We start from the raw sequence: 25,823 nt of genomic DNA on the forward strand, positions 1-25,823 counted from the left end.
GACTTGAATATGCTACCAGGTTCCCATTGGGGTGATACGTGTCTTCATTACATCGGAAGAAGGGCTTGGGGGAATGACCAGGTAGAATTCATTAGAGCCTTCCTCTACGGTCTTCAGTGTAATGTTGTCAGGAAGGTTGATGCCCAGCGCTTCCTGGAGCGCTGCCTTCGGATCTGCAAGCAGTCTTTGTTTGAAAGCCGGATCTTCCCACGCCTTCTGAATCACCTGATTCTTAAGAACTCCTACTGACAATACAATCACCCTTTCAAAATGGTTATAATTGCCTTTTTAGTATAGCATAGGCCATTATATAATTCTATTGCTATTTGCATAAATTATGAGAGATTCGAGTGCGAAGACAGCCAGTAATCCAGCCCCCCGCCCAGCAGCAATTGCTTCTGCGCTTCAATGGCTGCGGCGATTTGCTGCAGGTTCTGCACGAGCACGAGATGGAAGGACACCAGCAAGGGCAGCTGTAAGCTGGCCTCCTCCAGGATGAGTTGGTTGGCTTGGGCCGTTGCAGCATATCCGGTAAGTCCGCCTGCTACATAGAGGAAGTCCTTCACTGTTGATTCGGTCAGTGGTTCTCCTGCGGCCATCCCGGTACTGGAGCGTACCAGTGACAACAGGCAGTTATAGCTGCTGTCCTCCAGATCCTGTTCCCAATCTTCATAGTCGTCAAGCAGCTGCAGGGTCAACAGCACAGTGTGAATCATCTCTTCGGCCTCGGGAATGGAGGAGGACTGGCCGGAGAGCAGCAGTGCGGCCGTGCTGCTGAGCTTAAGCGGGCTGGCCTTATGGGAGATACGGATGCGGTCATTCAGGAAGTAATCGCTGCCGGCTTCACCGCTCACGCTGTCTGCCCACTCGCTGATGTAACGGCTGAAGCAGGGCCAGAAGGGAGAGTCCGCCGGGAACAGCGGAAGGTAGGTAGCCAGAAACTCGACATAAAGCAGATTGGCAAGTGGCAGCGCTTGCGCAGCCGAGGCCTCCGGGCTGTCCATTAGATCATCCTGGAGGAAGAAGTAGAGCATGAGGAAGATGTTACCTGCGGACATCCTGCGGGCCACTTCAGGACTCAGGCCACAAGGGTCCTGGAGCCAGAAGGGCAGCAGGTAACAGATGTAATTCTTGTGGCTGTCCGGGTGGAACACGTTGAACTGATTGAGATACGACAGGCCGCGGGCATTAAGCGGCTCTGGAAACGCAGAGATCACCCTGCGGTTCTCCTCAAAGACCACACGGAGCTCGTCCTCATAAGCATGAAGCCAATCCATAGGCATATCTCCTGTCAATTATGTATTTTATTTAAAATATTAGGTAAAAAGTGGTTATATGATCACATTATAATCCTGCGAATGACCTATTTCAATCCAAATTTTGTTGCTGTGCGGCGCAGGATCGCCGGGAGGAGCAGGCGTGTGGCCCGAATGTAATCGAAAAACCGACCACAATGGGACCGGGGGCGGCGCGTAGGCCAAATGTAATCGAAAAACCGACCACAATGGGACCCGGGGGCAGCGCGTAGGCTGAATGTAATCGAAAAACCGACCATATTGAGCCTGACGGAGGCGTGTGGCCCGAATGTATGCGGAAAAACATTCTTTCAAAATCTTTCTATATCACAAAAAAACCTCCCTTTGGGAAATGGAGCTTCTGCACAACCATTTCAAAGGAGAGGTTTCTATTGTACGTTCAAATATAAGAATTTATATGTTACACACAATAAATTATCCTTCTATTTCTCGCTGAAACGGTACCGTCCTTTAAAAGGATGGCAAAGCCGTTTCCACTTGTAGTGTGTTCTTCCGTAGTGTAATCTACCTAACTGCCTCTGCATCCAGCTTGGCGGCAAGTGCGGTATATTCCCCGCGCAGGCGGACCAGCTTCGAGACACTGCGCTCCAGGCCGCCCGGCCGGTTGCGCCGGGTCCAGAGCTGGCGGTACTGGTGGAGCAGCAGATCCAGGTCATGGATCTGCGCCTGTACCTGCGCTGCCTGGGGCTGCGAATCTGCGGCGGCGAGCTGCTGCTTAAGCCGGGTAAGCTGCACGGCATGCTTCACGAAGTGAATGCCGCTGCGCAGTTCTTCTATGACCAATCCGGCGTCGCTGCATTCCAGAACGGGCTGCTCAAGCCTGGCTTCAAGGGCAAGAATGTATTGCTCCAGCTGGTCGAGCTGTTCTACAGACAGCTTCACAGCCAGCTGCACATGCTCCAGATGGCTGCGCAGCAGCATAGACATCTCCGTGTCATTCGGGCGGACCGTGCCCGACTCCAGCTTATAGTAGTTGCCCAGATCCAGCAGCAATTGCCCGATGGTTCCTGAGCGGTCTTGGAAGACCGCCGTGTTCAGATAATGCGCCACATCCGCCTCCAGATTCCCCTCTACATTCCAGGCAAGCGCTGCCCCGTAGGCGAATCCGGCGTAGCTGACCGGCAGATGCTGCCAGTGGCCGAAATCTCCCCAGTCGGTAATCAGGTAGCCGACAGCGCCGTTTCTCTTGCCATGCACCGCAGCGCTGCGCAGATTGGCGAGCATGTTGTCGGTCCTGCCGGTGAGCGAGTTCCAGGAACTGGTTCCCGGACAGACATAGAACGGGATGCCTGCCTCCTTGAATTTGCGGGTATCCGCTTCAAAAGGATGAGCCGCGCTGTATCCCCACTCCATGGCGATGATATCCTTCGGCAGCCGTGGGATCAGCTCGGGATGCTGGATGATGATATCGCCCCAGAATTGCATGGTTTTGCCGCGCTGTTTGACCAGTCCGTGAATCTTCTGCAGGAAGGAGAGATACAGCTCGCCTTTGCCGGAAGACTCCGCCAGCGCCTGGCTTGCGCCAAGTCCCAGTTCATAAGTCTCATCACAGCCGACATTGAACATCTCTGAGCTGAAGTAGGGAAGGAGGTCATCGTACATCGTGCCCAGGAGCTGCAATACCTCAGGGTCCTCTGTATGGAAGGTTCCGGGATGCATAAATAATCCTTCCGGGTATAAATCGCTATCATACATCTGATCCGGGAGCATGAAGCCTGCGGGGATCTCTGCCAGATGGTTGAATTCCGGCCGGGTCAGCCAGCCTTCCATATGGCCGAAGCTGTTTTGATTAGGCACCAGCTCAATGTACCGCTCGCGGCAGTAGGCATCCAGCAGCAGGATTTCATCGCCGGTAACCGGAGTTTCCAGCTCCCATACCTGCGGGAAGGACTCATAAGCAAACGGAGCTCCTTCTATATATAGCTGCATCTGATTCAGCTTGAGGTCCGCCATGAGATCAATGATCCGGTACAGGGTATCCAGCGTGGGGATTTTGTTGCGGCTGATATCAAGCATGAGCCCTCTGGCCGCGAAATCCGGCTGATCGCGGATATGCAGATAAGGCAGTGTCCGGCCGTACTGCTGCAGGAGCTGCTTCAGCGTCGCGGCTGCATAATAAGCGCCTTGCGGGGAACCGTAAGCGGCAATTAGGCCTTCTTCGTTAATGTGCAGCTCATAAGCTCCTTCTGTAAGCTGTGCGTTATAGCGGAAGGTGCAAGCCGGAACTGTGGCAGACCGCTGCCCTATGGACAGAGGCAGACTGAGACGGACCACCTCGGAAGCGGTCTGCTGAAGCCTGCGGGCTGCGGGAAGGGCGGACAACTGGTCCTCACCGGTCAGCACAATGCTGCCCCGGGAAGGAAGGTGGAACTGTCCTGCGGATACCGTGATCTTCTGCGGCCGGGGAAAAAGCTGTAAGTGAACAACATCAGACATAGCGTGGACACCTCTTATTCATGTAGAATATGATCATCTTCATTATCAACATACCACTCCTGAACACATGGAGGAATGCAGTGTATGCCCAAGCTCATGGATTATATGATCAGCCCGTATCCAGTAAGAATTATTGATCCGAAGGTGGAGGCCGCCAGGCTGCGCCTGAAGTCGATTCGTGTCGGGCAAGCCGGCCATCTGCCGGGAAGAACGCTGTTTCGTTCGGGTGTCAGCTTTGAACACTGGGCACTTGTATATATAGTCGCAGGAGGCGGAACTTATACGGAGAACGGAGGACCAGAGCAGCAGGTCCATGAGGGAAGCTTGTTTTTTTTCAGACCTGGTTATAGCTACAGCTTCGGACCGCCCCCAGGCGGGTATTGGGATGAATATTATATTAATTTCAGCGGAAGCCGTGTCACAGAATGGCTGGAAGCCGGAATGATTGCGGGTGGAGAGGTAACCCGGGGGGATAAGGCGGAAGGGCTGCAAGCGTCCTTTGAAAAGGTTCTGGCGTACATGGCCGGAGATGTTCCCGGTGATGCGGACCGGGCTGCGCTGCTGCTGGAGGAGATGCTGCTGGAATGCTCGCTGCAGCTCCAGGGCAGCCGCCGCCCGTGGCAGCAGGAAGCCATGCCGCTGATCCGGGAGGCGCTGAATGCCTGCATCTATGAGCAGCCGGATCTGCCGGGGATGGCCGAGCGCCTGCACCTGTCCATGTCTACACTCCGCCGCACCGTGCGGCGGAGCAGCGGGTACCCGCTGCATGAATATATCCACCGGCTGAAGATGGCCGAGGCCAAGCATTTGCTGCTGAATACCTCCCTGCAGGTGCAGGAGATAGCGGGAATGCTTCATTATAGGGATAGTTTTTATTTTTCAAGGCTATTCAAGAAATATATGGGCCTCTCCCCGCAGACCTGCCGGAATCATCTGTGACATAATAAACGACATAATTCTACTTTTTATCTTAAAAGAGTCTCTGAATAATGTCGTTTTTTGCAGATTTTTGTTGACACGCAGAAAAAAACAGTGCTATGCTCTAGATAATATTAGCAGTTCTAGAATAGTTCTTCTAGACTATGCCGGAGATGAGACTATTGAGAGAGTATTACTGCATCAGTTGCCGCAGTCTCCATAAGGTGGTAGGACCTAATCATACCTTGCGTATTTTGTCCACCGGGTATCATATCGTTGGCGAACAGCGCTATCAAATTTGTATATGTAATAATGCCAAGCTGGAGCAAGCTGTGACGGCGGTGACTGAATAGACTGTGCCGGGTGTACTCACCGGATAACCGAAGACTTCTCTTTTGAAGAGCCTGTCCCTGGAGGGAGAGGCTCTTTGTCATGCCCGGAGCCGGATTGGATAATTTTGCATACGCTATCATTTGAGAAGCTGGATGGAGTTGGTTAATTTTTCATGAAAAAAGAATAATTATACCCATTTTATTTTCAAAGTAAACGCTATCATTAGAAATCGAAACTTGTTATTGTGATTTTTCTCATGTATGATGCTTTTAAACATAGCTTAGAATAAACTCGAATTTTCCACAAACTGGAGAATAGGGTGGTGGGATGAACATTAAATTAACAGTCGAAGACCGTACGATCGCCTTTTTCAGAATCTTTTCTTTGTCCCTCACATCGTTTATGTACCTCATGGTTCCTGCGGGGCCTTCCGTAATATACAAATCCCTACTAATCATTGTGCTATTCTTATTTGCCCAACTATTCCCGTATTATTACCGGAGGTTCCATGCAAAAGCCCGTACTCTAATGCTGATGGTCAGTATGGAGACGGCACTCATTGCGGTGTTGATGTTATTTACTGGAGGATACGATAGTCCTTTTAAGCTATATGTACTGAATCCGGTGCTGTTTGCGGCGGGTGCGCTGTCTTTGTATTGTGCCTGGAGTCTGATCCTGGGTTATATTGCCATGGTGGCGGTATCGGGCTACATGGATGCCGGTTCTCCGGGTCTTACGATTGCTGAAATTATGCTTGCCAATGGTAACCTGTTTCTAGCCCTGGCTCTCGCGGTTATAGTTATGCAGATGGTTAAGGGGATAAAGCGGCAGCGGGAGGAAGCGAACGCGCGGACCAACGATACCATGGAGCATATCAAATCGCTTTATCACATCGTGGAAACATCAAGCCAGCATGACTTCATGAATATTGGCCAAGTCATTACCGACTATGTGGTCAAGCTTACCAAGCTGGAAAAAGCACTGTTCTGGTTCGCCAAAAAAAGCGGTGAGCCTGCTCCGCAGAGCCGCCAGACGGGATGGCAGCATGAGGAGGAGCGCTTTCTATTCATGGAGCTTGAGAAGCATGAGCATGAATGGAGGCTGCAGCGTGAACCGGTATTCAAGAGTATGCCGGGGATCGGCGACTTCCTGCTGATGCCGGTAAGAATGAGCACCCGGTTCGTCGGAATGATTGGCGTGAAGCTGGAAGCCTCGGAAGGGCTGGAGGGCCGCCGGTGGTACATCCAGCAACTGATGTTCCTGTCGGAGCTGAGTGCGATTATTCTTGAGCGCCACGAGCTGGGCGTGATCGAGAACCGGCTGATCATCACGAACGAGCAGAACCGGATAGCCGATGAGATGCACGACAGTGTCTCCCAGAGTCTTTTCGGAATCGTCTATGCGACCCACTCCCTGAAGCAGACCTGGCGCAAAATGTCTGAGCGGGAGCTGGAGGAGCAGATTGAGCTTATCCATGATTCAGCTACCAAGGTAGCCAAGGAGCTGCGGATTACCATCTACAGCCTCAGCTCCAAGAAGAGCGGCGGCCCGAGCTGGCTTGGGATGGTGCGCTCGCATCTGAAAAGCCTCTCCCGGCTTAATGATGTTGAGATTGAACTGAAAATAACGGGGGATGATTTCAGTCTCCCTTATCCTTACCACAAGGCACTCTTCCGGATTATCTCCGAAGCGACCGGCAACGCCATAAGACATGGTGCTGCCAGCCGGGTGGATGTAGAACTGTCGCTTAAGCCGAAATGGATTAGACTATCGATTATCGACGATGGTGTCGGTTTCGATGCAGATCTAAGCTGGAACGAACCTGATGAGCACTCAGGCGGACTGGGAATGAAGAATATGCAATATCTGGCACAGTCCCTTGGAGGCGATTTCCAGTTAACCAGCAGTGAGAACGCTGGAACCAGAATTTTAATCTCTATACCTGTCGGTGTGGCTGAACTGAAAAATGCATAAACTTTAGGCAGGAGGTCGTTCAAGTGAAAATCGTCATTGTTGATGATCACCCTTTGGTGAGAAGAGGATTGGCATCTGTGATATCGATGCAGTCCAATCTGCAGTTTGCCGGCGAAGCAACGAATGGCCAAGAAGCTCTTCTCGTGATTGAGGAGATACAGCCTGATCTTGTGCTGATTGATCTGAAGCTTGCCGATGAATCGGGCCTGGATATTATCAAGGAAGCCCGCGTGCGCGGATTCTCATGCAAGTTCATCCTGCTAACATCCTCAGCCAGCCGGGAAGATTTCCTGAAGGCGGAGGAAGTGCTGGTAGACGGTTATGTACTGAAGGAAGCTCTGCCGGAGGAATTGCTGTTTGCCATTCAACTGGTCCACAAGGGCAGGAAGTATTACGATCCCGGGCTGATGGAAGATAAGATGCGCATGAGCGGCAGCAGTCCGACCGATGAGCTTACACCCAAAGAGAAGGAAGTTCTGATCGAGCTGGGACAGGGGGCCTGCAACCGTGAGATTGCTTCACGCCTGTTCATCAGCGAATTCACCGTCAAGAAGCATGTCAGCCAGATTCTGGCGAAGCTGCAGGTGGCGGACCGGACGCAGGCGGCCTTATACGCCAATGCTGTCGGGCTTACCAAATATGAGATGTCATACGATTAATAATCATCCCTGTGAATGATCGGGGACGGAGCACGGACCACGTTGTCCGTGTTTTTTTGCGTTCAGGGAAATCAAACCGAACACAATGGGCGGCTGTGAGGTCCATGGGCCGAATGTATGTGAAAAACAGCATACATTATGCTCGCAAGCAGGCACACGGCCCGAATGTATGCGAAAAACAGCATACATTATGCTCGCAAGCATGCCCACGGCCCGAATGTATGCGAAAAACAGCATACATTCGGTGCGACCCCCTTATCCCGGAGTCCTCCGTATAAAATCAGCACTTGTCGTAGATATGCTCTTTATTTCGCTTTTTCTCTCGGCCAGAAGAAGCGGGAGCGGTCTTCTAGGGTCAAGACCCATTCCGCAAAGGTAGCTGGCGGCATGTTCCGAAGGCTTGTATGCATTCTGCGATTGTTGTAGAAGTCCATGTACCGGTCCACGGCTTCATAGGCCTCTTCGAACGTCTCGAAGGCCTCTTTGCGGAACAAATCCCGATCGATATTACTGTGGAACGATTCAATAAAAGCATTTAAATCCGGCGTTCGAGGCGGAATGCGTTCATGGGTCATTTCCCAGCTTTCACACATGTCGCCAAACAGATGGCTGACGAACTGTGGACCATTGTCGGTGCGGATCACCGGGCGTGCGCTGTCAGGGGCGCAGTGTTGCTCCATGGCGCGTCCCAGCGTCTGGCAGGCGTGCTTGGCTTCACACGACGATCCGCGGTGGTAGCCGACGATGACACGGGTAAAGACATCGATAATACTCAGGACAAAGAAATGCCTGCCCTGGCCCGCCACGTAACCGTACTTAATGTCCATCTGCCAGAGCTGACCCGCCCCTGTAATGACCCGGTTCTCCGGCAGCTTCCGAGGATGCTTAAAACGCTTGTGACGCTGCGGCTGTAGGATATCCAGCGCCTGACACAGCCGGTAGCTTTTCTTGTGATTGAGCCTCAGCCCGTGCTGGTTCCACAAGCACTTGGCCAGCAGTTTGTACCCGTACACGTGCTCCTCTCCAGCGATTAATTCCAGCAGCCATTCCTGGATTTCCTCGTCGCTAATCTTCTCTCCAGACTCGGTCAGGGAATAGCCGGGTACGGGTCTTCCGCGCCCCTGGGGTACGGCCTGTACATCCTGCTTCTTGCGTTTCTTACGGTCGTAATACGTAGACTCTGCTAGCCCCACGAGACGTAGTACCAACGCTGCGGTATTCCCCTGCTTAATGAACATGTCGGCTACCTCGATTTTTTCGGATAAGCAGGGGTTGGCTTTTTTAGCAGTTCACGCAGAATCTCGATCTCTAACTCCTTTTCGCCGAGGATCTTGACGGCCTTCTCGTATTTCTGCTCCACGTCCAGGAGGCGCTTCAGTTCCTCCACCTGCTCCTGGGGATACGGATGATCTTGTTCCCCATGGGCCTCTCGGTAGTCCCTCACCCACTGATTCACCGTCGATGGGGTCACCCCATACTTGCGGGCAACCACCGCTGCCTTAATGCCAGACAACACCTCTTGCGCTGCCTTCTCTCTTGTTCCTGTTAAGTGTCCCATACCGTTCATCCTCCTCCTATATCTAGTCTACATTTTTGTGGGGGAGGACTCCAACTTCTTTAGGGGGCTGTGGAGCATTATGCTCGCAAACAGGCACACGGCCTGAATGTATGCGGAAAACAGCATACATTATGCTCGCAAGCAGGCCCACGGGCCGAATGTATGTGAAAAACAGCATACATTATGCTCGCAAGCATGCCTACGGGCCGAATGTATGCGAAAAACAGCATACATTATGCTGGCGCGGAGTGTTGACACGAAGGTGCGCCGGCATCCTTCACCCGGCTGGGTGATCTTGGCTCACTGCTGGTGTTAGCATTTTCCAGGGATATGGTACTAAAGTATACCATCCACCCCCTCTGGCGGACCAAACACAGTCACTCGAAAGTGAAGTGTAAAGTGATGCTAGGGGGCATGTGATAAATCCTGCGCGTTGTTAGAATAAAAGCAAGACATCTGAAACTTTCATGATTGCTTTCAAAACGAACATAAGCGGAAGGAGGGTTACTGTGGAAAAAACGATTCTGGATTACATTAACCTGATAAAGAAAAAATTATGGTTAATCATGGTATTTGTACTGATCTCCTGCGCCACCACCTTCTACGTCAGTAAAAACTTCGTTGCACCCGTCTACTCCGCCTCTGGACAGCTACTGGTCAACAACGTTGTGAATGTCCCCGAGAGCAATAATCTCAACGCACTTAACTTCAGTCTTAACCTCATCGAGAGCTATAAGGAAATCATGAAGTCGCCAACCATTATGAAGACTGTGATCGCGGAGCATCCCGAGTTCGGTCTGACGGCGGGCCAACTGGCTGCCAAGCTGCAGATCAAATCCTCGGAGAAAAGCCAGGTGATTAATCTGACCGTGGAGGATAAGGATTACGGCACTGCAGCTACGATTGTAAACGCGGTTTCGCAGACCTTCATCCGCAGCCTGCCGGCACTGATGAACCTGGATAATGTAACATTCCTGACTCCGGCTGATCCTGCAGCCCAGCCTCTGCCGGTCAATGGCGGGGTGACCATGAATATTCTGATCAGCTTCGTGGTGTCACTGATGGCAGCGGTCGGAATTATCCTGCTGATGGAGACGCTGAACGGTACGCTGAGAAACGAGAAGGAAGCGGAATTTGAGCTTGGCCTTCCGGTCATTGCCAGTATTCCAGCCATCCGCAAACGCGATTTCGGCAGTGCGGATAATGACAAGGCAAGAGTAGGGGAGGGCAAATATGTTACGGCTGAATAGAAGTCTAATCGCGGACATAAACCCGTCATCGCATGTCTCCGAATCCTTCCGCTCGCTGCGCACGTATATCCGCCAGCTCGGCTTGCTGAAGGGGCCAGGCGGACAGGTGCTGCTCTTCACTTCAGCGGAGAGCGGCGAAGGCAAGACCACGATTCTCTCCAATCTGGCCGTATCCTTCGTACAGGATGGCAAGAAGGTAGCGGTGGTGGATTGCAACCTGCGGAAGCCCGGCTTGCATAGCGTTTTCGATGTGGAAGGCAGCCAGGGGCTGGCAGCTTACTTGAGCGGCTACGAGGAAGCGAAGGACGTTCTGGTATACGGCAGCTTGGCGAATCTGGCGGTAATTCCTGCCGGGGTGAGTACAGTCAGTCCGCCGGATCTGCTCGGCAGCGAGAAGATGGCCGGGCTGCTTACAGAGCTGAAGGCAAGCTTCGATCTGATTCTGCTGGATTCGCCGCAGGCGGTCGATTACAGCGATGCACGGATTCTGGCCCCGCTCTCGGATGGGGTGGTCATTGTCGCCAGACACGGCCGGACGAAGCGCGAAGCGCTCCGCAAGCTGAAGGGTCTCATGGAACAGACGGGTGTAAGGATTCTCGGAATAGCAATGAACCAGACCAAGTAGAACACCGAAGCGGCAATGTGAACGAAACTATTGGGAGGTATGTGTGATGAAAAAGGTAAAAAAGGTAATTATCCCGGCGGCCGGGTTAGGCACACGTTTCCTTCCGGCGACCAAGGCAATGCCCAAGGAAATGCTGCCTATTATCAACAAACCGACGATCCAGTATATCGTGGAGGAGGCCATTGCCTCCGGGATTGAAGACATCATCATTGTTACCGGTAAGGGAAAGCGGGCGATCGAGGATCATTTCGACAATGCCTTTGAGCTTGAATCCCGGCTGCTGGAGGACGGTAAGCTGGAGCTGCTCAAAGAGGTACAGCGGTCCTCCAAGGTGGAAATTCACTACATCCGGCAAAAGGAACCCAAGGGTCTCGGGCATGCCGTATGGTGTGCCAGACGGTTCATCGGCGATGAGCCATTCGGCGTTATGCTCGGCGATGATATTGTAACCGGACAGGTCCCTTGCCTGAAGCAGCTGATCGACCAGTATGAGGAGACCCAGAACTCGGTGATCGGGGTACAGGTTATCCCGGATGAATTCACGAACCGCTACGGGATTATCGAGCCGGATCTGCAAGACGGGAAGCTCTACCGGGTGAACAACTTCGTGGAGAAGCCGGCACTTGGCACGGCGCCTTCCAATCTGGCCATCATGGGCCGCTATGTCTTTACCCCTAAGATCTTCAAGTATCTCGATCTACAGGAGAAGGGCGCGGGCGGTGAGATCCAGCTGACGGATGCCATTCAGAAGCTGAACCAGAGCGAACGTGTCTATGCTTATAACTTCGACGGTACCAGATATGATGTCGGCGAACGGCTCGGTTATATTTTGACCACACTGGAATTTGCCTTAGAGAGCGAGGATCTGCGTTATCAGGTCATGGATGCTATGGCGGAATGGTTGAAAAAAGCGGAACAGACCTCGGTCAGCAGCTAAAGACGGTTCCCCGAAAGCGAGCGACACAAGCCGGAGTCAAGAAGTAAGGCTGCATAAACCTTAACGAGAAATGAGGAGAGATGAGCATGCAAAAACTGCCGGAAGACTATGAGGCCGTCCTGCCGAAACTTTACATGCTGCATTCGGGTGAAGAAAGCAAGGGAATGGAGTCCTATCTGGTCATGAAGCGGATCATCGACATCTTGTTCTCTGCCCTGGGGCTGCTGTTCCTGCTCCCGCTCTTCGCAGTGGTGGCTGTCCTGATTAAGCTGGAAGATCCGAAGGGCAAGGTGTTCTTCCGCCAAATGAGGGTCGGCAAGGACGAGAAGCTGTTCCCCATGTACAAGTTCAGATCCATGGTCTCTAATGCCGAGGAGCTGAAGGAGAGTCTCATGGCCTATAACGAAGTAAGCGGCGCGATGTTCAAGATCAAGAATGATCCCCGTATTACACGGATTGGAAAATTCATGCGCAAGACCAGTATTGATGAACTGCCGCAGCTCTGGAACGTGCTGATGGGGCATATGAGTCTGGTGGGTCCCCGTCCTCCGCTCGTTGAAGAGGTGGAGCAGTACACGGAATACGACAAGCAGCGGCTGATGGTAACCCCCGGCTGCACCGGCTACTGGCAGGTAAATGCCAGAAACAGCGTCGGCTTCGACGAGATGGTTCAGCTGGACCTCACGTATATCCACATGCGCAGCACGATGCTGGATCTGAAGATTATTGTCAAGACCGGCCTGATGCTGCTAGGTTCCAAAAATGCTTATTAAAAATATGGGAATTAGGTGATGCCGATGTTCGTACACGGAGATGGACCTGAGATTTCCATTATCATATGCACCTATAACCGGTCGGCGCTGCTGGTGAAGACTCTTCATTCACTGCTGCCGCTGGAGAATTTGCACCAGGCCGAGATCATCGTCGTGGATAACCAGTCCACGGATGATACGGCGGCCGCCATTAAGGGGTTCATCGAAACCTATGGTGCGGATATGGATATCCGTTATCTGCTGGAGCCGGTTCAAGGGCTGTCAGCAGCCCGGAACACAGGAATTCTGGCTTCCAAATCGCAGCTCATCGCTTTCCTGGATGATGATGCGATCCCCTGCCGGACCTGGATTACAACCATTGTGAACACCTTTGCGGATAAGCCGGAGGTGATGGCTATGGGCGGCAGGATTGCTCCGATCTTCGAGAGCAAGCGCCCGGATTGGCTGATCAAGCCGTTCGAGCTTCCTTATACGATTGTCGATCTGGGGAGCCGGATTAAAGAGTATCCGAAGCGGCTTCACCCTTGCGGTGCCAATATGGCGATGCGCAAGCCGGTATTCGATATCAGCCTGTTCCCGCTGGAACTGGGCCGCAAGGGCGATTCGCTGCTCTCGGGTGAAGAGACCTGGCTGTTCAGCCAGCTGCAGCAGGAAGGGCATTCCATTCTATATCATCCCGAGATGGCCGTGGATCATTTCGTTCCGGCGAACCGGCTGACGGAGGACTGGATCATGAAGCGGTATTACAGCCAAGGCATATCGAACGCTATGAAGAGTGAAGGAATGAAAGGGCATCTGCTGCTCCTGGGCAAGACAGGCGCCAAAGTCATCTACATTCTGGCAGATTCCGTTCTATCCCGTAGTAAGGGAAGGAAGCTGCTGAATAAATGCCGGCTGGAGAGTATTCGCGGAACTCTTCATATGATTCTTAACCGGAAGAGGGAATCCGCAGCGGGGTGAGGGGAGGTACGCGCGATGACCCATTTTGAGTGGGGCTCCAAAATCAATAGTCTGCCATACGGAATGCTCTATCTCGTAACTGCACTGTTCCTGGGAACAGCTGTCATCTTCCAGCCGGTCATCGCAGTAGCGGCCGTATTCTTCATTCTGCTGCTGGTTGCCTCCCTATCACGCCCTGAACTGATCAGCTATTTCGTTCTGCTGACCACGGCGGTCTCGATTAACTTCTTGTACAGCGGGAGTATGTTCGGTATTGAGATCCTGTCGCTCTACAAGCTGGTTATTCTGATGCTGCTGGTGCCGTGTATCCTGGTCAATGGCCTCAGGTTCAAGCTCAGTCCTCCCTTATGGGCGATGCTGGCCCTGATTCTGCTCACCTTCAGCTTCTCCATCTGGCTGCCGGAGATGAGCACATCGATTGCGGTCAAAGCCTTCATCGGACTGTCTCTGCCCTTCGTGCTTCTGCTGATCAACTGGAAGAAGGAGGTCGCCGAGAAGCAGATTCGGATCATTACCCTGCTGCCGCTGGTCAGCATGCTGCTGGGCGTGGTGCTCCAGGCTGCGAATATACATTCACTGGTAGCCGTTGAGTTCACAGGCGCGGTTCGGGTGCAGGGGGCGAACATACCGCCTCACCTGGCGATGCTGGCCTTCATGGGAGTAGCGATCGCGTTCATCGAGATCAAGCGCAGTCCGCAGTATACCCGGTTCAATTACATCATGCTGGGGCTGAATTTCTTCATTCTGGTGATTACAGGCACGCGCGGGCCGATTCTCGCCCTGGTCCTGATGGTGCTCTATTACTTCTATGATATCTCCCGCGCCTTCTTGAAGGGCAAGAAGAGATTTCTGATCCCGCTGCTGTGTTCACTGCTGGTCATCACCTCGGCAGTATACATGCAGCTGGACAACATCAAGAAGCGCTCCTTCGAACGGACGACTGAGACGGGAATTGACCTGTCGGGGCGGGCGGAGGCCTGGGAGTACTTCCTGAACAAGGCGGCGGATTCGCCGGTGGCAGGACGGGGGCTTGGAGCCGTAACGGTGGCGAATGACGGAACGCTCTACGGAGGGTTCGTGGTTCCGCATAACGAATATATCCGCTTTTATTACGATGGGGGATACGTTGGTGCCATCCTGCTGCTGCTGTCCTTGCTCGCTGTGTTTCTAATGGTATACAGAGTTCTTTTGCCGGCGGTCAAACCTTATTATTCTCTCTTTATTGCAGCATTTCTGATCTATTCTTTCACGGATAACACGCTGTCGACGGTCCAATTCATCATTCCGTTCTGTTGGTACCTGAACTGCCTGTATCGATCTTCACAGCTGGCCGATTCCCCACAAAAAGAAGTGATACGATGAACCAAGTGAACATGTTCGATGTCAATTTCGATAACTATGATTTCATGGATCTGCTGGATTATATCGACAGAACCATTCAGGAGAGGAACCAATCCTACATCCTGACCTGTAACGTCGACCATGTGATCAAGCTGCGCAAGGATAAAGAGTTCCGGGAAGTGTACTCCGAAGCAGGTGCCGTAGTCGCGGACGGGATGCCGATTATCTGGGCGTCCAAGATGCTCGGCAAGCCGCTGAAGCAAAAGGTGTCCGGCGCAGACCTGTTCAGCCGCCTGGGCAATGCGTTCGAGCAAAGGCAATACCGGTTGTTCTTCCTCGGTGCCGCCGAGGGTGTGGCGGAGCAGGCTACGAAGAATCTGAAGGCCGCCTTCCCGGGCATTAACGTCGTGGGCTGTTACTCTCCTTCCTACGGCTTCGAGCACAACGAAGAAGAGAACCGGCATATTATCCGGCTGCTGACCGAGAGCCAGCCCGATATCGTGTTCGTAGGGGTAGGCGCACCGAAGCAGGAGAAGTGGATCTACCGTCACTATACCTCCTACCAGGCGCCGGTCTCCATCGGCGTAGGTGCAACCTTCGACTTCCTGTCCGGCTCGGTGAAGCGGGCACCGGATTTCATGCAGCGAACCGGCATGGAGTGGCTATGGAGACTTAGCCAGGAGCCGGGCCGGCTATGGAAAAGATACCTTGTCGACGATGCCCAGTTCCTGGTGCTGCTGCTCAAGGAGCTGCGCAAACGGGGCAAGGTGAAGAACAGCAGTACGGATTGAAGAAAGCGGCGAAGGACGGGAGGCAGGGAATGAAGATGCTAAGCAGAGATGAGAATAGTCTGAATCTTCCATCGGCACAAGCCGTGAAGTCGGCTGTAATGATGACCTTGATCTGCGCCTCGGCGCTTGCCCTGCCGCTTGCGATCGGCTTCGCCAGTGCGAACCTGAGCGCATCGAACAGCCTGCAGGGCATCATTCTGGCAGGCATCCTCTTTCCGGCCTTGCTGCTGGCCTTGCTGAATACACGGATGCTGATTCCGTACACGCTGCTGATCTGGGCAGTTGCCCCGGAGCTGCGGCGGATTGCAGACTGGTACGAAGGCGTGTATCATTCCGTCTCTCTGCTCAGTCTGGCCCCGCTGCTGACCGGAGCGACCTTAGCTATTCCGGTGCTGCGGGAAATTCACCGGATCCGCAAGTCCTCCACCCGGATCATGCTGCTGTTCTCCATCGCACTGGCCTACGGCGCATTGATTGGTCTGGCGAAGAACGGCATCGGCTCGGTATACGATCTGGCGAATTACATCGTACCGCTGCTGCTGATTCCCTTCTTCGCGGTGACGCCGTTTAAGCCGAAGGATATCGACCGGCTGCTGTACGCTTTTGCCAACATTGCGGTACTGGTTGCGGTGTACGGGATCGTGCAGTATCTGACCGTTCCGCCCTGGGATGCCTTCTGGATGCGCAATGCCGATATGATCTCCATCGGGACCCCGTATCCGCTGGAGATCCGTGTCTTCTCGACCCTGAACTCCCCAGGTCCGGCTGCAACCTTCCTGGTCTTCGCCCTGGTGCCGATGATTCTGGAGAAAAGATGGCAGGGTACCCTGCGCTGGCTCGGTGTTCTGCTCGTAGTAGTCTGCCTGCTGACTACGCTCGTCCGGTCCGCATGGCTGGTCCTGCTGGTGATGCTGCTGGTCTACATCGCCTCCTCTCCCTCCAAGGGCAAATGGAAGACGCTGCTCCAGCTCGCATTCGTGGCAGCCGCGCTGTTCTGGATTGTTCCGAAGCTGCCTGGAGCAGAGGGGCTGGTGGCCCGGATGGAGACCCTGACCTCCGTGCAGGAGGATCATTCCTACAATGAACGCCTCAGCCTCTGGACCAACATGCTGCCGATGGTGGCAGGCAATCCGGTAGGACAGGGGATCGGCAGTGTTGGCCAGGGCACCAAGCTTGGCAACGGCGGAGAGCTGGGGGAATACGGCAATATGGATAACGGCTTCATCGCGCTGCTGCTGACCTTCGGTGTACTAGGCGCATTGTTTTTCTTCGGAGCGCTCGGTGCGGTCATCAAGGAGATCGGCGCCAGAGTCACCCGCAGGAATGAACTTCAGCCTTACGCCAGACTGGCGCTGGCGGCGTGGATGGGAGCTGTAGCCAGCCTGATATCGGATAACGGCTTTCCCGGTCTTAAGGGGTATCTGATCTGGATGCTGATCGGACTTGGCCTCAGTGCCAAGGAGCTCAATCAAAGCAGAAAGAAGGGACTACCGCATGCAGCAGTCAAGCGCCAAATCACTACCCGCTAACCGGGTATGGTCCACCTTCCGGAGATTCACGAAGAGTAAGGACAATAGCTCGGCTGCTGTCAAAACGATGTTCGTCAGCGTGCTGATCCTGCTGGTCAATATGCTGACCGGCGTACTGACTGCCCGTTATCTCGGCCCGACCGGCCGGGGGGAGCAGACAGCGATGGTGAACTGGTCGCAGTTCCTGGCCTTCAGCATGAGCTTCGGCATTCCCTCGGCGCTGATCTACAACGCCAAGAAGAATCCGCAGGAAGCCGGGGTGCTGTACCGGATCGCCCTGCTGATCGGTCTGACGTTCGGAACCATCGCCATGACAGTCGGGATACTCGTGCTGCCTTATTGGCTGGGGTCGTTCAGTCATGAGGTAGTGGTCTTCGCCCAGTGGTCGATGATTCTCTGCCCGCTGATTGTGGTGTCGCAGATCAACAACGCGGCCTTCCAGTTCAGAGGGGATTACAAGACCTTCAACTGGATGCGGTATCTGGTGCCGCTGCTGACACTGGGGGCTATCGGGATTCTGATCCTGACCGGCTACATGAATCCTTATACAACTGCACTGGCCTATCTGGTGCCATCGGTTCCGCTGTTCATCGGGATGACCCTCCTGCTGCTGCGGACCTACAAGGTCAAGCTCCGGGATTCCTATCTTAATTTCAAAAGATTGTTCACCTACGGTCTGGGCTCCTACGGGAACGACCTGCTTGGACAATTCTCGGTATACATAGACCAGATCATCATTGCCGGATTGCTCAGACCGGCAGATCTGGGGCTCTATGCGGTAGCGGTCAGCCTGTCGCGTATGGTGAACTTCTTCGCGAATTCGATCACGGTGGTGCTCTTCCCGAAGGCCTCCGAGATGTCGAAGGACGAAGCGGTCGCCCTTACGTTCAAGGCTTTCCGGATCAGTACTACCTGTACTCTGCTAGGCGCAGTGTTCCTGATGCTGGTAGCGCCCTTTGTCATCCCGCTGCTCTACGGCAAGGATTTCAATACCGCGCTTACCGTGTTCCGCCTGCTGCTGCTGGAAGTAACCATCAGCGGCGGGACGCTGATTCTGGCTCAGGTGTTCATGGCGCTGGGCAAGCCGAAGTTCGTATCCATCCTGCAGGGGGTCGGCCTGATCCTCGTGATTCCGCTGCTCTTCCTGCTGGTGCCGAAGTTCGGATTGTTCGGAGCCGGGGTGGCTATGCTCTCATCGGCTGTGCTGCGGTTCCTGTTCATTATTCTCAATATCAGGTACAACCTGAAGGTTAAGCTTCCACGGCTGCTCATTAACGCCCAGGACCTTCAGTGGATGAAGACGACGATGAATTCGTATATTCGCAAGAAACCTATGGATGTGTAGGCAGTTAAGTAACTAGCGTTTCGGTGAGCCGAGAACACAAGGCGATCCACTTATCTGCTTAAAAAACCATGGGACGGTGCTTGGAGGAACGTAGAGAAAATTTGGAGCTGTAGGAGCGAATGCGTCCGCCTTTGTGTTTGGATTTCTACCGCGAAAAGCGGTTCTAATCAGGAAATGTAAACACAACAGCGGCCGTAAGCCCAAACTTTTCTCGGAGCGACGACACGCACCGGACCATCAGAAGGAGGATACCTATCATGGATTCAGTAACAAGCGTGCTTGGCGGCCGGGGCAGCTACCCGATCTCGGCGGTCATCATTGCCCAGGACGACGAAGTTCGGATATCCAAAGCCATTCAGTCCTGCCGGTTATTCGCCGATGAGGTGGTTGTAATCGACGGAGGAAGCAAAGACGGGACCGTAGGGCTATCCGAGAGCCTGGGATGCCGGGTGTATGTCAACCCATGGCCCGGATATGCGAAGCAAAGGGAATTCGGAGTGGAACGTGCCATCCATGATTGGGTCTTCCTGATTGATACCGACGAAGTGGTCAGCGAGGAGCTGGCCCGGGATATCCTGGAGCGCAAGCCGGGACTGACCGATGCTACGGTCGCGTTCTCGCTGTACCGGATCGGCGACTTCCTCGGCAAATGGCTGGATAAAGGCGAGTATCTGGTGCGGCTGTATAACCGCAAGGAATACGGTATCCGCAACTCTCTGGTACATGAGATGCCAGAGGTGTCCGAGGAACGGACCGTGAAGCTGAACGGAACGCTGTGGCATCAAGGCTTCCGCAGCATCAACGATCATGTCGCCCGGTTCAACAAATACACCGATCTGGAAGCAGAGAGTGCATTCGCCAGCGGCAAGCCGTTCAAGCTGAGCCACCTGCTGCTGCGTCCGCCGGCACGGTTCCTGCAGAAGTATTTCCTGCATGGCCTGTTCAAGAAAGGCATCTCGGGCTTCGCGGTATCCGTCTTCTGGGTGATGTATGAATTCATGGTCGGCTTCAAGCATTACGAATTGCACAGCGCAGGCAGGCTGGCCCGGCATAACGAAGCGGGTCAGGCCGAGAAGGAGAACAAGGGGGAGAGAAGCTATGTCGTACAATGACGGACTCAACATTATGACGACCGGCCTCAGCTGGCCCTCGTTACAGCCCGGAGGACTGAATACCTATTTCAAATCCGTGTGTGAACAGCTTTCTTCACGGAACCGGGTGCATGCCCTGATCTGCAGCCAAGAAACACCGGAGACGCCGAAGGAACTGATCATCCACAATGCCGGTGATCCGAAGGAGACGATCTGGAAGCGCAAGGATGCCTTCCAGCGCAAGGCGGCCTCCCTGATGGGGGATGGCAGCGGGCGGATTGATATCCTCTACACCCACTTCGCCCCTTACGGCATCGGGCCGGCGATTGAAGCGAAGAAGCGGGGGATTCCGGTCATCATGACCTTCCACGGCCCGTGGAACGAAGAGATGAAGATCGAAGGTCAAGGTATCAAGCATAAGGTCAAAACAACGATTGCCAAATCGATAGAACATAAGGCTTACAAGCTGGCGGACAAATTCATCGTCCTCAGCGATTACTTCCGTAACATGCTGCACGAACTGCACGGTGTACCGCTGCATAAGATTACTGTCATTCCGGGAGCGGCCAATGTCGAGCGGTTCACGCCCGCGACGAACCGGCTGGCGATCCGCCGAACGCTGAATCTGCCGGAAGGCGCAACAACGGTCCTGACCGTCCGCCGGCTGATGAACCGGATGGGGCTGCTGCAGCTGCTTGAAGCCTGGAAGCAGGTGGCAGAGCGGTTCCCGAACGCAATTCTGCTGATCGGGGGCAAGGGCCCGCTGCGCGGGGAGCTGGAAGAGCGGATCGCCGATTACGGGCTGGGCAACAAGGTCCGGCTGCTCGGGTACATTCCCGATCATGAGCTGGCCTCCTATTATCAGGCGGCAGATATGTTCGTTGTTCCTTCCCAGGCACTGGAAGGCTTCGGCCTGATCACCGTTGAAGCCTTGGCCTCGGGGCTGCCGGTGATGGCTACGCCGGTCGGCGGCAACAAGGAGATCCTCCAGGGCTTCCGGCCTGAGCTGCTGTTCAAGAGTGCAGCCAGCGAGGATATGGCGGAAGGCATGATTCATATGCTGAGCAACCGCAAGCTGCTGCCGGGCCGGGACGAATGCCGGAATCATGTGCTGGAGAAGTACACCTGGCAGCATGTGGGCGACAAGATTGAATCTGTATTCCTCGAAACCTTGGGAAAGGGTGTGAGCGTAGGATGATCAAAGTCGCTTATATCGACCACACCGCCAAATGGAGCGGGGGCGAGGTTGCCCTGTTCAACATCCTCACCAACATTGGTGAGCAGATTGAGCCGCTGGTGATCCTGGCGGAGGAAGGCACGCTTGCCGAACGTCTGCGGGAGAAGGGCATCGATGTCCGCATTATCCCGCTGGATGAGAGCATCCGCAGCCGCGGCCGCAATGCCGTGAATCTCGGGGCTCCGGCGGCTGCAATGAAGCTGCTTGCTTATGGCCGTAAGCTGGCTCCGCTGCTAAAGGAAGAGAAGGTGGATTGCGTGCATACCAATTCCCTGAAATCGGCCTTTTACGGAGCTGTTGCTGCCAAAAAAGCAGGTGTGCCGCTGATCTGGCACATCCGGGATCACATCGGGGCGCCTTATCTGAAGCCGGTTGTCGCCAAGGCGATCCGGCTGCTGTCACGCCTGCTGCCCAACGGGGTCATTGCCAATTCCCACTCCACGCTGAATGCGCTGGAGCTGCCGCGCTCGAAGAAGACGCTGGTCGTCTACTCGGCCTTCGCCAAGGCGATCGGTGAAGGGATCGGCCGGCGGGACCGGAAGGACTTCAACGTCCTGCTGGTCGGGCGGCTCGCCCACTGGAAAGGCCAGCATATTGTGCTGGAAGCGGCCAAAGCCTTCAAGCAGGACAGCCGCGTGAAATTCTGGCTGGCCGGTGACGCCCTGTTCGGGGAGGAAGAATACAAGCAGGAATTAATTGCGCAGATGCAGCAGGGGGACATCACCAATGTCAGCCTGCTGGGTCATGTAGATGATATACAAGGACTCATGAACCAAGCGGATTTACTGATTCATACGTCGATCACTCCTGAGCCGTTCGGCCAGGTCATCGTCGAAGGCATGGCAGCCGGACTGCCGGTGATTGCCTCCAATGAAGGCGGACCGGTGGAGATCGTGGTTCCTGGTGAGACAGGACTGCTGATCCAGCCGGGAGATGCTACTGTACTTGCAGACTCCATCACCTGGATGCTGAACCATCCCGAAGAGCGTAGACGGATGGCGGACAATGGAATGAGACGGGTGAAAGAGCATTTTGTCATCGAGAACACGGTCAAGGATATTGTCGCTTACTACAAAGGTCTGCTGGCAGTCACCTGACCTTCCCGCTCACTAATGCTTAAGGCTTGCATCATATCTGTCTCTAGCCATGCGTGTACTGCTTAATGATGCTGCTCCATAAAACTTTGAGGATGATTCACATGAAAATTGCGATCGCGCACGATTATTTAATCCAGATGGGCGGGGCGGAACGGGTGGTGGAGGTTTTCCATCACATGTACCCGGACGCTCCGATCTTCACAACGGTTTTTAACGGAAGCCGCCTGACCGATAACCTCAAAGATGCCGATATCCGGGCCTCCTGGCTGCAGAAGATTCCGGGAGTGAAGCGTAACTTCAAAGGGGTGCTCCCGCTCTACCCCATGGCTGTCCGCGATTTGGACTTCAGCGGGTATGATATCGTTCTTAGCTCCAGCAGTGCTTTTATGAAAAGCATTCAGGTGCCCGAATCCACCTTCCATCTGTGCTACTGTCATACGCCGATGCGTTTCGCCTGGGACTATGACACATACATGGAGCGGCAATCGAATTCCGGGTTATTCAAAAGACTGCTTAAGGTGTATATGCAGCGGCTCAAGAACTGGGATCAGCGCACCTCCAAAAATGTGAACCAGTTCGTCGCCAACTCCTCAGTCGTGAAGACGCGGATTCAGAATTATTACCACCGGGATTCCGATGTGATTTTCCCGCCGATCAATACGGCCCGCTTCACCAGCTCCCCGAGCATTGGCGATTATTATCTGATTGTCTCGCGGCTGGTCTCCTACAAGCGGATCGATCTGGCGGTGGAGGCGTTCAACCGTAACGGGCTTAAGCTGTATATTGTCGGGGACGGACCGGACAGGAAGCGTCTGGAAGGCATGGCCAAGGGGAATGTATCGTTTCTGGGCCGGCTGGAGGATCAGGAAGTCACAGGGCTGATGTCCCAGTGCCGGGCGTTTGTTTTTCCCGGGGAAGAGGATTTCGGTATTACGCCGCTGGAGGCGAATGCCGCAGGAAGGCCGGTCATCGCCTATCAGGCTGGTGGAGCGCTCGACACGATTATTCCTTACGTTAACGGCGTGTTTTTCCAGCATCAGGAAGTTGATGATTTGCTTAAGGCCATTGATGAGGTGGAGTCCTATGCGTGGGATATCGACCAGATTATGGGCCATGCACGCAAATTCGATGAGCAGGCGTTTATGGTTCAGTTCAAGCAGTATGTGGAACAGGCCTACGTCAATTTCCTAAAAGGAGGATGAAAGTATGAAACTCGCAGTGATTGGTACCGGCTATGTAGGACTTGTATCAGGCGTATGCTTTACCCTAAATGGAAATCATGTCATCTGTGTGGATAAGGATGAACAGAAGATCGAGAAGCTGAACCGGATGGAATCCCCTATCTATGAGCCGGGCATTGAGGCCCTGATTGAAATGAATCTGCGCGAGGGGCGGCTGAGCTTCTCGTCCGATCTTCAGGAGTCGGTCCGCCGCTCCGATATCGTCATTCTTGCCGTGGGTACGCCTTCTCTGCCGGGCGGCGAAGCCGACCTGAGATATATCGAAGGAGCCGCTGCCGAGATTGCGCAGGCGATGGAAGGCTACAAGATCATTATGACCAAGTCAACTGTTCCTGTCGGCACCAATGAGCGAATCCGCCAGCTGATCTCCTCCCTCACGAATCATCCCTTCGATATCGTCTCTGCGCCTGAATTCCTCCGTGAAGGCTCCGCGATCCGCGACACGCTTCATCCCGACCGGATCGTGATCGGACTGGATAATCAGGCGCTTGAGCCGACCATGCGCGAGCTGCATAAAGGCTTCACAGAGAATGTATTCGTCACGGATATCCGCAGCGCCGAGATGATCAAATATGCCTCGAATGCTTTTCTGGCGACGAAGATCTCCTTCATTAATGAGATTGCCAACATTTGCGAAAAGGTAGGAGCGGATGTCACCGAAGTCGCAGGCGGCATGGGGATGGACCAGAGAATCGGTGCGACCTTCCTGCAGGCCGGTATCGGCTATGGCGGCTCCTGCTTCCCGAAGGATACCAATGCGCTGATCCAGATTGCCGGGAATGTGGATTATGAGTTCAAGTTGCTCAAATCCGTCGTTGAAGTCAATAAAGGCCAGCGCTTCATGATTATCTCCAAGCTCCATGAATCGCTCGGCAGCCTGCGTGGCGCGGTCATTGGCATCTGGGGGCTTGCCTTCAAGCCCAATACCGATGATGTCCGCGAAGCCCCGGCCCGTGAGATCGTCGAGGCGCTGGTCGCCGAGGGCGCCATCGTGAAGCTGTACGATCCCATCGCTGCCGAGAACTTCCGCAAGGAATACGATCACCCGCAGCTCCGCTGGTGCGGACTGGCCGAAGAGGCAGCCGAAGGCAGCGATGCTGTCTGCCTGCTGACCGACTGGAGCCAGTTCAAGGAGATCAACCTGCACCAGCTTGCCGGAACCATGCGCCGCCAGGTGCTGATCGACGGCCGCAATGTCTATACCAAAGAGCAGATCGAGGGCACCGGCCTCGAATATATCTCCGTCGGCCGCCCGCAGATGGGCGGGCTTAGCGGATTCTCCGCCAGCGTGGCTGGCGCGGTGTAGACCGGCAATCCAATTGAAGCGTTACGGCGATAAATCCCATTGAATGCGCCGAAAGTGGGCTGGATGGCGAAATGAGAGGGATAAATCCCATTAAATGCGCCGAAAGTGGGCTGGACGGCGAAATGAGAGGGATAAATCCCATTAAATGCGCCGAAAGCGGGCTGGACGGCGAAATGAGAGGGATAAATCCCATTGAATGCGCCGAAAGTGGGCTGGATGGCGAAATGAGAGGGATAAATCCCATTAAAAGCGCCGAAAGTGGGCTGGATGGCGAAATGAGAGGGATAAATCCCATTAAAAGCGCCGAAAGTGGGCTGGACGGCGAAATGAGAGGGATAAATCCTATTAAATGCGCCGAAAGCGGGCTGGACGGCGAAATGAGAGGGATAAATCCTATTAAATGCGCCGAAAGCGGGCTGGACGGCGAAATGAGAGGGATAAATCCCATTAAATGCGCCGAAAGTGGGCTGAGCGATGAAATGAAGGAGATAAATCCCTCTGATGGTGCTTAAAGTTGCCTAAATGGAGCAAATGAGGAGCACAAGTGCCCCTGATTTCCCGGATGCGGGCCAAATGGAGCAAATGAAGAGCACAAGTGCCCCTGAATCCCGGGAAAGTTGGCTAAACGAGCAAATGAAGAGCATAAGTGCACCTGATTTCTCGGATATGGGCCAAATGGAGGAAATGAGGAGCACTAGTGCCTAGTACTTAACTAACTAGCTTCTGCCGCCGCGAACTTGTGCGGCGAGCCCTTGGCACAAGAGTCTTGAATCCAGGTCTTGAATTCCGGTCTTTAATTCCATTGTCTTGGATTTTGTTGCCCTATACTCTTGTTCTCTCCAGCCGCTAGGTCAGCGGCGACGCCTTGGAACAAGCGGCACTTAAGAGTCTTTGAGTCTCTGAGCCTTTGAATTTTTCTCCGCCGCAACAGTAGGCGGCAACCAGGGATTCAATTGTCGTGAAGGCAGGCTGCCGGCAACCAGGATTCAACTGCTGCCGCGCAAGCATAGCGGCGGCCCGGCTCCCCTTGCCGCTACAACAAGCGGCAATATCGGATCTTTAGCCGGGAGCTTCGCCAGCGGGCGAAGCGGATATAAAATCACAAG

General features: G+C 54.0%; 23 protein-coding genes. 18 read left to right on the forward strand and 5 right to left on the reverse strand.

Annotation, left to right across the window (positions count from 1 at the left end; genetic code table 11):
- Window positions 1–12 precede the first annotated feature (12 nt).
- The 3 genes from NST69_RS03270 to NST69_RS03280 form a co-directional block, all read right to left on the reverse strand.
- Window positions 13–252 carry an NHLP leader peptide family RiPP precursor gene (locus tag NST69_RS03270; RefSeq protein WP_036693592.1) on the reverse strand — a complete coding sequence of 80 codons (240 nt, stop codon included), beginning with the start codon at window positions 250–252 and terminating at the stop codon, window positions 13–15.
- Between the two features lie 83 nt (window positions 253–335).
- Window positions 336–1,277 carry a hypothetical protein gene (locus NST69_RS03275; RefSeq protein WP_342548479.1) on the reverse strand — a complete coding sequence of 314 codons (942 nt, stop codon included), beginning with the start codon at window positions 1,275–1,277 and terminating at the stop codon, window positions 336–338.
- 543 nt (window positions 1,278–1,820) lie between these two features.
- Entirely contained in the window at window positions 1,821–3,752 is a 1,932-nt protein-coding gene (locus NST69_RS03280; protein WP_342548480.1) for a family 20 glycosylhydrolase, read from the reverse strand.
- 84 nt (window positions 3,753–3,836) lie between these two features.
- Between NST69_RS03280 and NST69_RS03285 the strand changes: the two genes are divergently transcribed.
- The 3 genes from NST69_RS03285 to NST69_RS03295 all read left to right on the forward strand — a co-directional run bounded on the left by NST69_RS03285 (window position 3,837) and on the right by NST69_RS03295 (window position 7,636).
- A complete protein-coding gene (locus tag NST69_RS03285) occupies window positions 3,837–4,691 on the forward strand; it encodes a helix-turn-helix domain-containing protein (RefSeq protein WP_342548481.1) in 855 nt (284 codons plus the stop codon).
- An 840-nt stretch (window positions 4,692–5,531) separates the two neighbouring features.
- Window positions 5,532–6,977 carry an ATP-binding protein gene (locus tag NST69_RS03290; RefSeq protein WP_339253871.1) on the forward strand — a complete coding sequence of 482 codons (1,446 nt, stop codon included), beginning with the start codon at window positions 5,532–5,534 and terminating at the stop codon, window positions 6,975–6,977.
- Window positions 6,978–7,000: 23 nt separating this feature from the next.
- Window positions 7,001–7,636: a response regulator transcription factor gene (locus NST69_RS03295; protein WP_036693598.1), complete on the forward strand. Its 636-nt coding sequence runs from the start codon at window positions 7,001–7,003 to the stop codon at window positions 7,634–7,636.
- 305 nt (window positions 7,637–7,941) lie between these two features.
- On the opposite strand, the gene NST69_RS03300 is transcribed toward NST69_RS03295, so the two are convergent.
- Together NST69_RS03300 and NST69_RS03305 are read right to left on the reverse strand one after the other, a co-directional pair.
- Window positions 7,942–8,874, reverse strand: a complete 933-nt coding sequence (locus tag NST69_RS03300) for an IS3 family transposase (protein WP_340957263.1) — start codon at window positions 8,872–8,874, stop codon at window positions 7,942–7,944.
- 5 nt (window positions 8,875–8,879) lie between these two features.
- Window positions 8,880–9,194 (reverse strand): helix-turn-helix domain-containing protein, encoded by a 315-nt coding sequence (locus tag NST69_RS03305; protein WP_339313306.1) that lies wholly within the window; start codon window positions 9,192–9,194, stop codon window positions 8,880–8,882.
- Window positions 9,195–9,703: 509 nt separating this feature from the next.
- Between NST69_RS03305 and NST69_RS03310 the strand changes: the two genes are divergently transcribed.
- From NST69_RS03310 to NST69_RS03380, 15 genes are all read left to right on the forward strand, one after another.
- Window positions 9,704–10,444, forward strand: coding sequence for a Wzz/FepE/Etk N-terminal domain-containing protein (locus tag NST69_RS03310; RefSeq protein ID WP_342548482.1), 741 nt, complete (start codon window positions 9,704–9,706; stop codon window positions 10,442–10,444).
- Entirely contained in the window at window positions 10,428–11,069 is a 642-nt protein-coding gene (locus NST69_RS03315) for a CpsD/CapB family tyrosine-protein kinase (RefSeq protein WP_036723430.1), read from the forward strand. The genes NST69_RS03310 and NST69_RS03315 overlap by 17 nt, the downstream gene beginning before the upstream one ends.
- Window positions 11,070–11,115: 46 nt before the next feature.
- Entirely contained in the window at window positions 11,116–12,006 is an 891-nt protein-coding gene (galU, locus tag NST69_RS03320) for a UTP--glucose-1-phosphate uridylyltransferase GalU (RefSeq protein ID WP_036723429.1), read from the forward strand.
- Window positions 12,007–12,086: 80 nt separating this feature from the next.
- Window positions 12,087–12,779, forward strand: coding sequence for a sugar transferase (locus NST69_RS03325; RefSeq protein ID WP_339312934.1), 693 nt, complete (start codon window positions 12,087–12,089; stop codon window positions 12,777–12,779).
- A 24-nt stretch (window positions 12,780–12,803) separates the two neighbouring features.
- A complete protein-coding gene (locus tag NST69_RS03330; RefSeq protein ID WP_209879411.1) occupies window positions 12,804–13,739 on the forward strand; it encodes a glycosyltransferase in 936 nt (311 codons plus the stop codon).
- A gap of 15 nt (window positions 13,740–13,754) precedes the next feature.
- Complete coding sequence (locus NST69_RS03335) at window positions 13,755–15,101, forward strand: O-antigen ligase family protein (protein WP_342548483.1); 1,347 nt, start codon at window positions 13,755–13,757, stop codon at window positions 15,099–15,101.
- Entirely contained in the window at window positions 15,098–15,871 is a 774-nt protein-coding gene (locus tag NST69_RS03340) for a WecB/TagA/CpsF family glycosyltransferase (protein ID WP_076078985.1), read from the forward strand. The genes NST69_RS03335 and NST69_RS03340 overlap by 4 nt, the downstream gene beginning before the upstream one ends.
- A 98-nt stretch (window positions 15,872–15,969) precedes the next feature.
- On the forward strand, window positions 15,970–17,400 hold the full coding sequence (locus NST69_RS03345) for an O-antigen ligase family protein (RefSeq protein WP_155991315.1): 1,431 nt from the start codon (window positions 15,970–15,972) through the stop codon (window positions 17,398–17,400).
- Window positions 17,366–18,745, forward strand: a complete 1,380-nt coding sequence (locus tag NST69_RS03350; protein WP_339312937.1) for an oligosaccharide flippase family protein — start codon at window positions 17,366–17,368, stop codon at window positions 18,743–18,745. The genes NST69_RS03345 and NST69_RS03350 overlap by 35 nt, the downstream gene beginning before the upstream one ends.
- Before the next feature lie 257 nt (window positions 18,746–19,002).
- Window positions 19,003–19,857, forward strand: coding sequence for a glycosyltransferase family 2 protein (locus NST69_RS03355; protein WP_036693614.1), 855 nt, complete (start codon window positions 19,003–19,005; stop codon window positions 19,855–19,857).
- Complete coding sequence (locus NST69_RS03360; protein ID WP_209879419.1) at window positions 19,844–21,034, forward strand: glycosyltransferase family 4 protein; 1,191 nt, start codon at window positions 19,844–19,846, stop codon at window positions 21,032–21,034. The genes NST69_RS03355 and NST69_RS03360 overlap by 14 nt, the downstream gene beginning before the upstream one ends.
- Window positions 21,031–22,170, forward strand: a complete 1,140-nt coding sequence (locus tag NST69_RS03365) for a glycosyltransferase family 4 protein (RefSeq protein ID WP_209879422.1) — start codon at window positions 21,031–21,033, stop codon at window positions 22,168–22,170. Before NST69_RS03360 ends, NST69_RS03365 begins: the two co-directional genes overlap by 4 nt.
- Before the next feature lie 101 nt (window positions 22,171–22,271).
- A complete protein-coding gene (locus NST69_RS03370; RefSeq protein ID WP_342548484.1) occupies window positions 22,272–23,372 on the forward strand; it encodes a glycosyltransferase in 1,101 nt (366 codons plus the stop codon).
- A 4-nt stretch (window positions 23,373–23,376) separates the two neighbouring features.
- Window positions 23,377–24,717 (forward strand): UDP-glucose/GDP-mannose dehydrogenase family protein, encoded by a 1,341-nt coding sequence (locus tag NST69_RS03375; RefSeq protein WP_036723416.1) that lies wholly within the window; start codon window positions 23,377–23,379, stop codon window positions 24,715–24,717.
- Window positions 24,718–24,788: 71 nt separating this feature from the next.
- Window positions 24,789–25,229: a hypothetical protein gene (locus NST69_RS03380; RefSeq protein WP_342548485.1), complete on the forward strand. Its 441-nt coding sequence runs from the start codon at window positions 24,789–24,791 to the stop codon at window positions 25,227–25,229.
- The last annotated feature ends 594 nt before the right edge of the window (window positions 25,230–25,823 follow it).

The organism is Paenibacillus sp. FSL P2-0089 (genome assembly GCF_038595095.1).
Taxonomy (GTDB): Bacteria; Bacillota; Bacilli; order Paenibacillales; family Paenibacillaceae; genus Paenibacillus_AQ; species Paenibacillus_AQ silagei.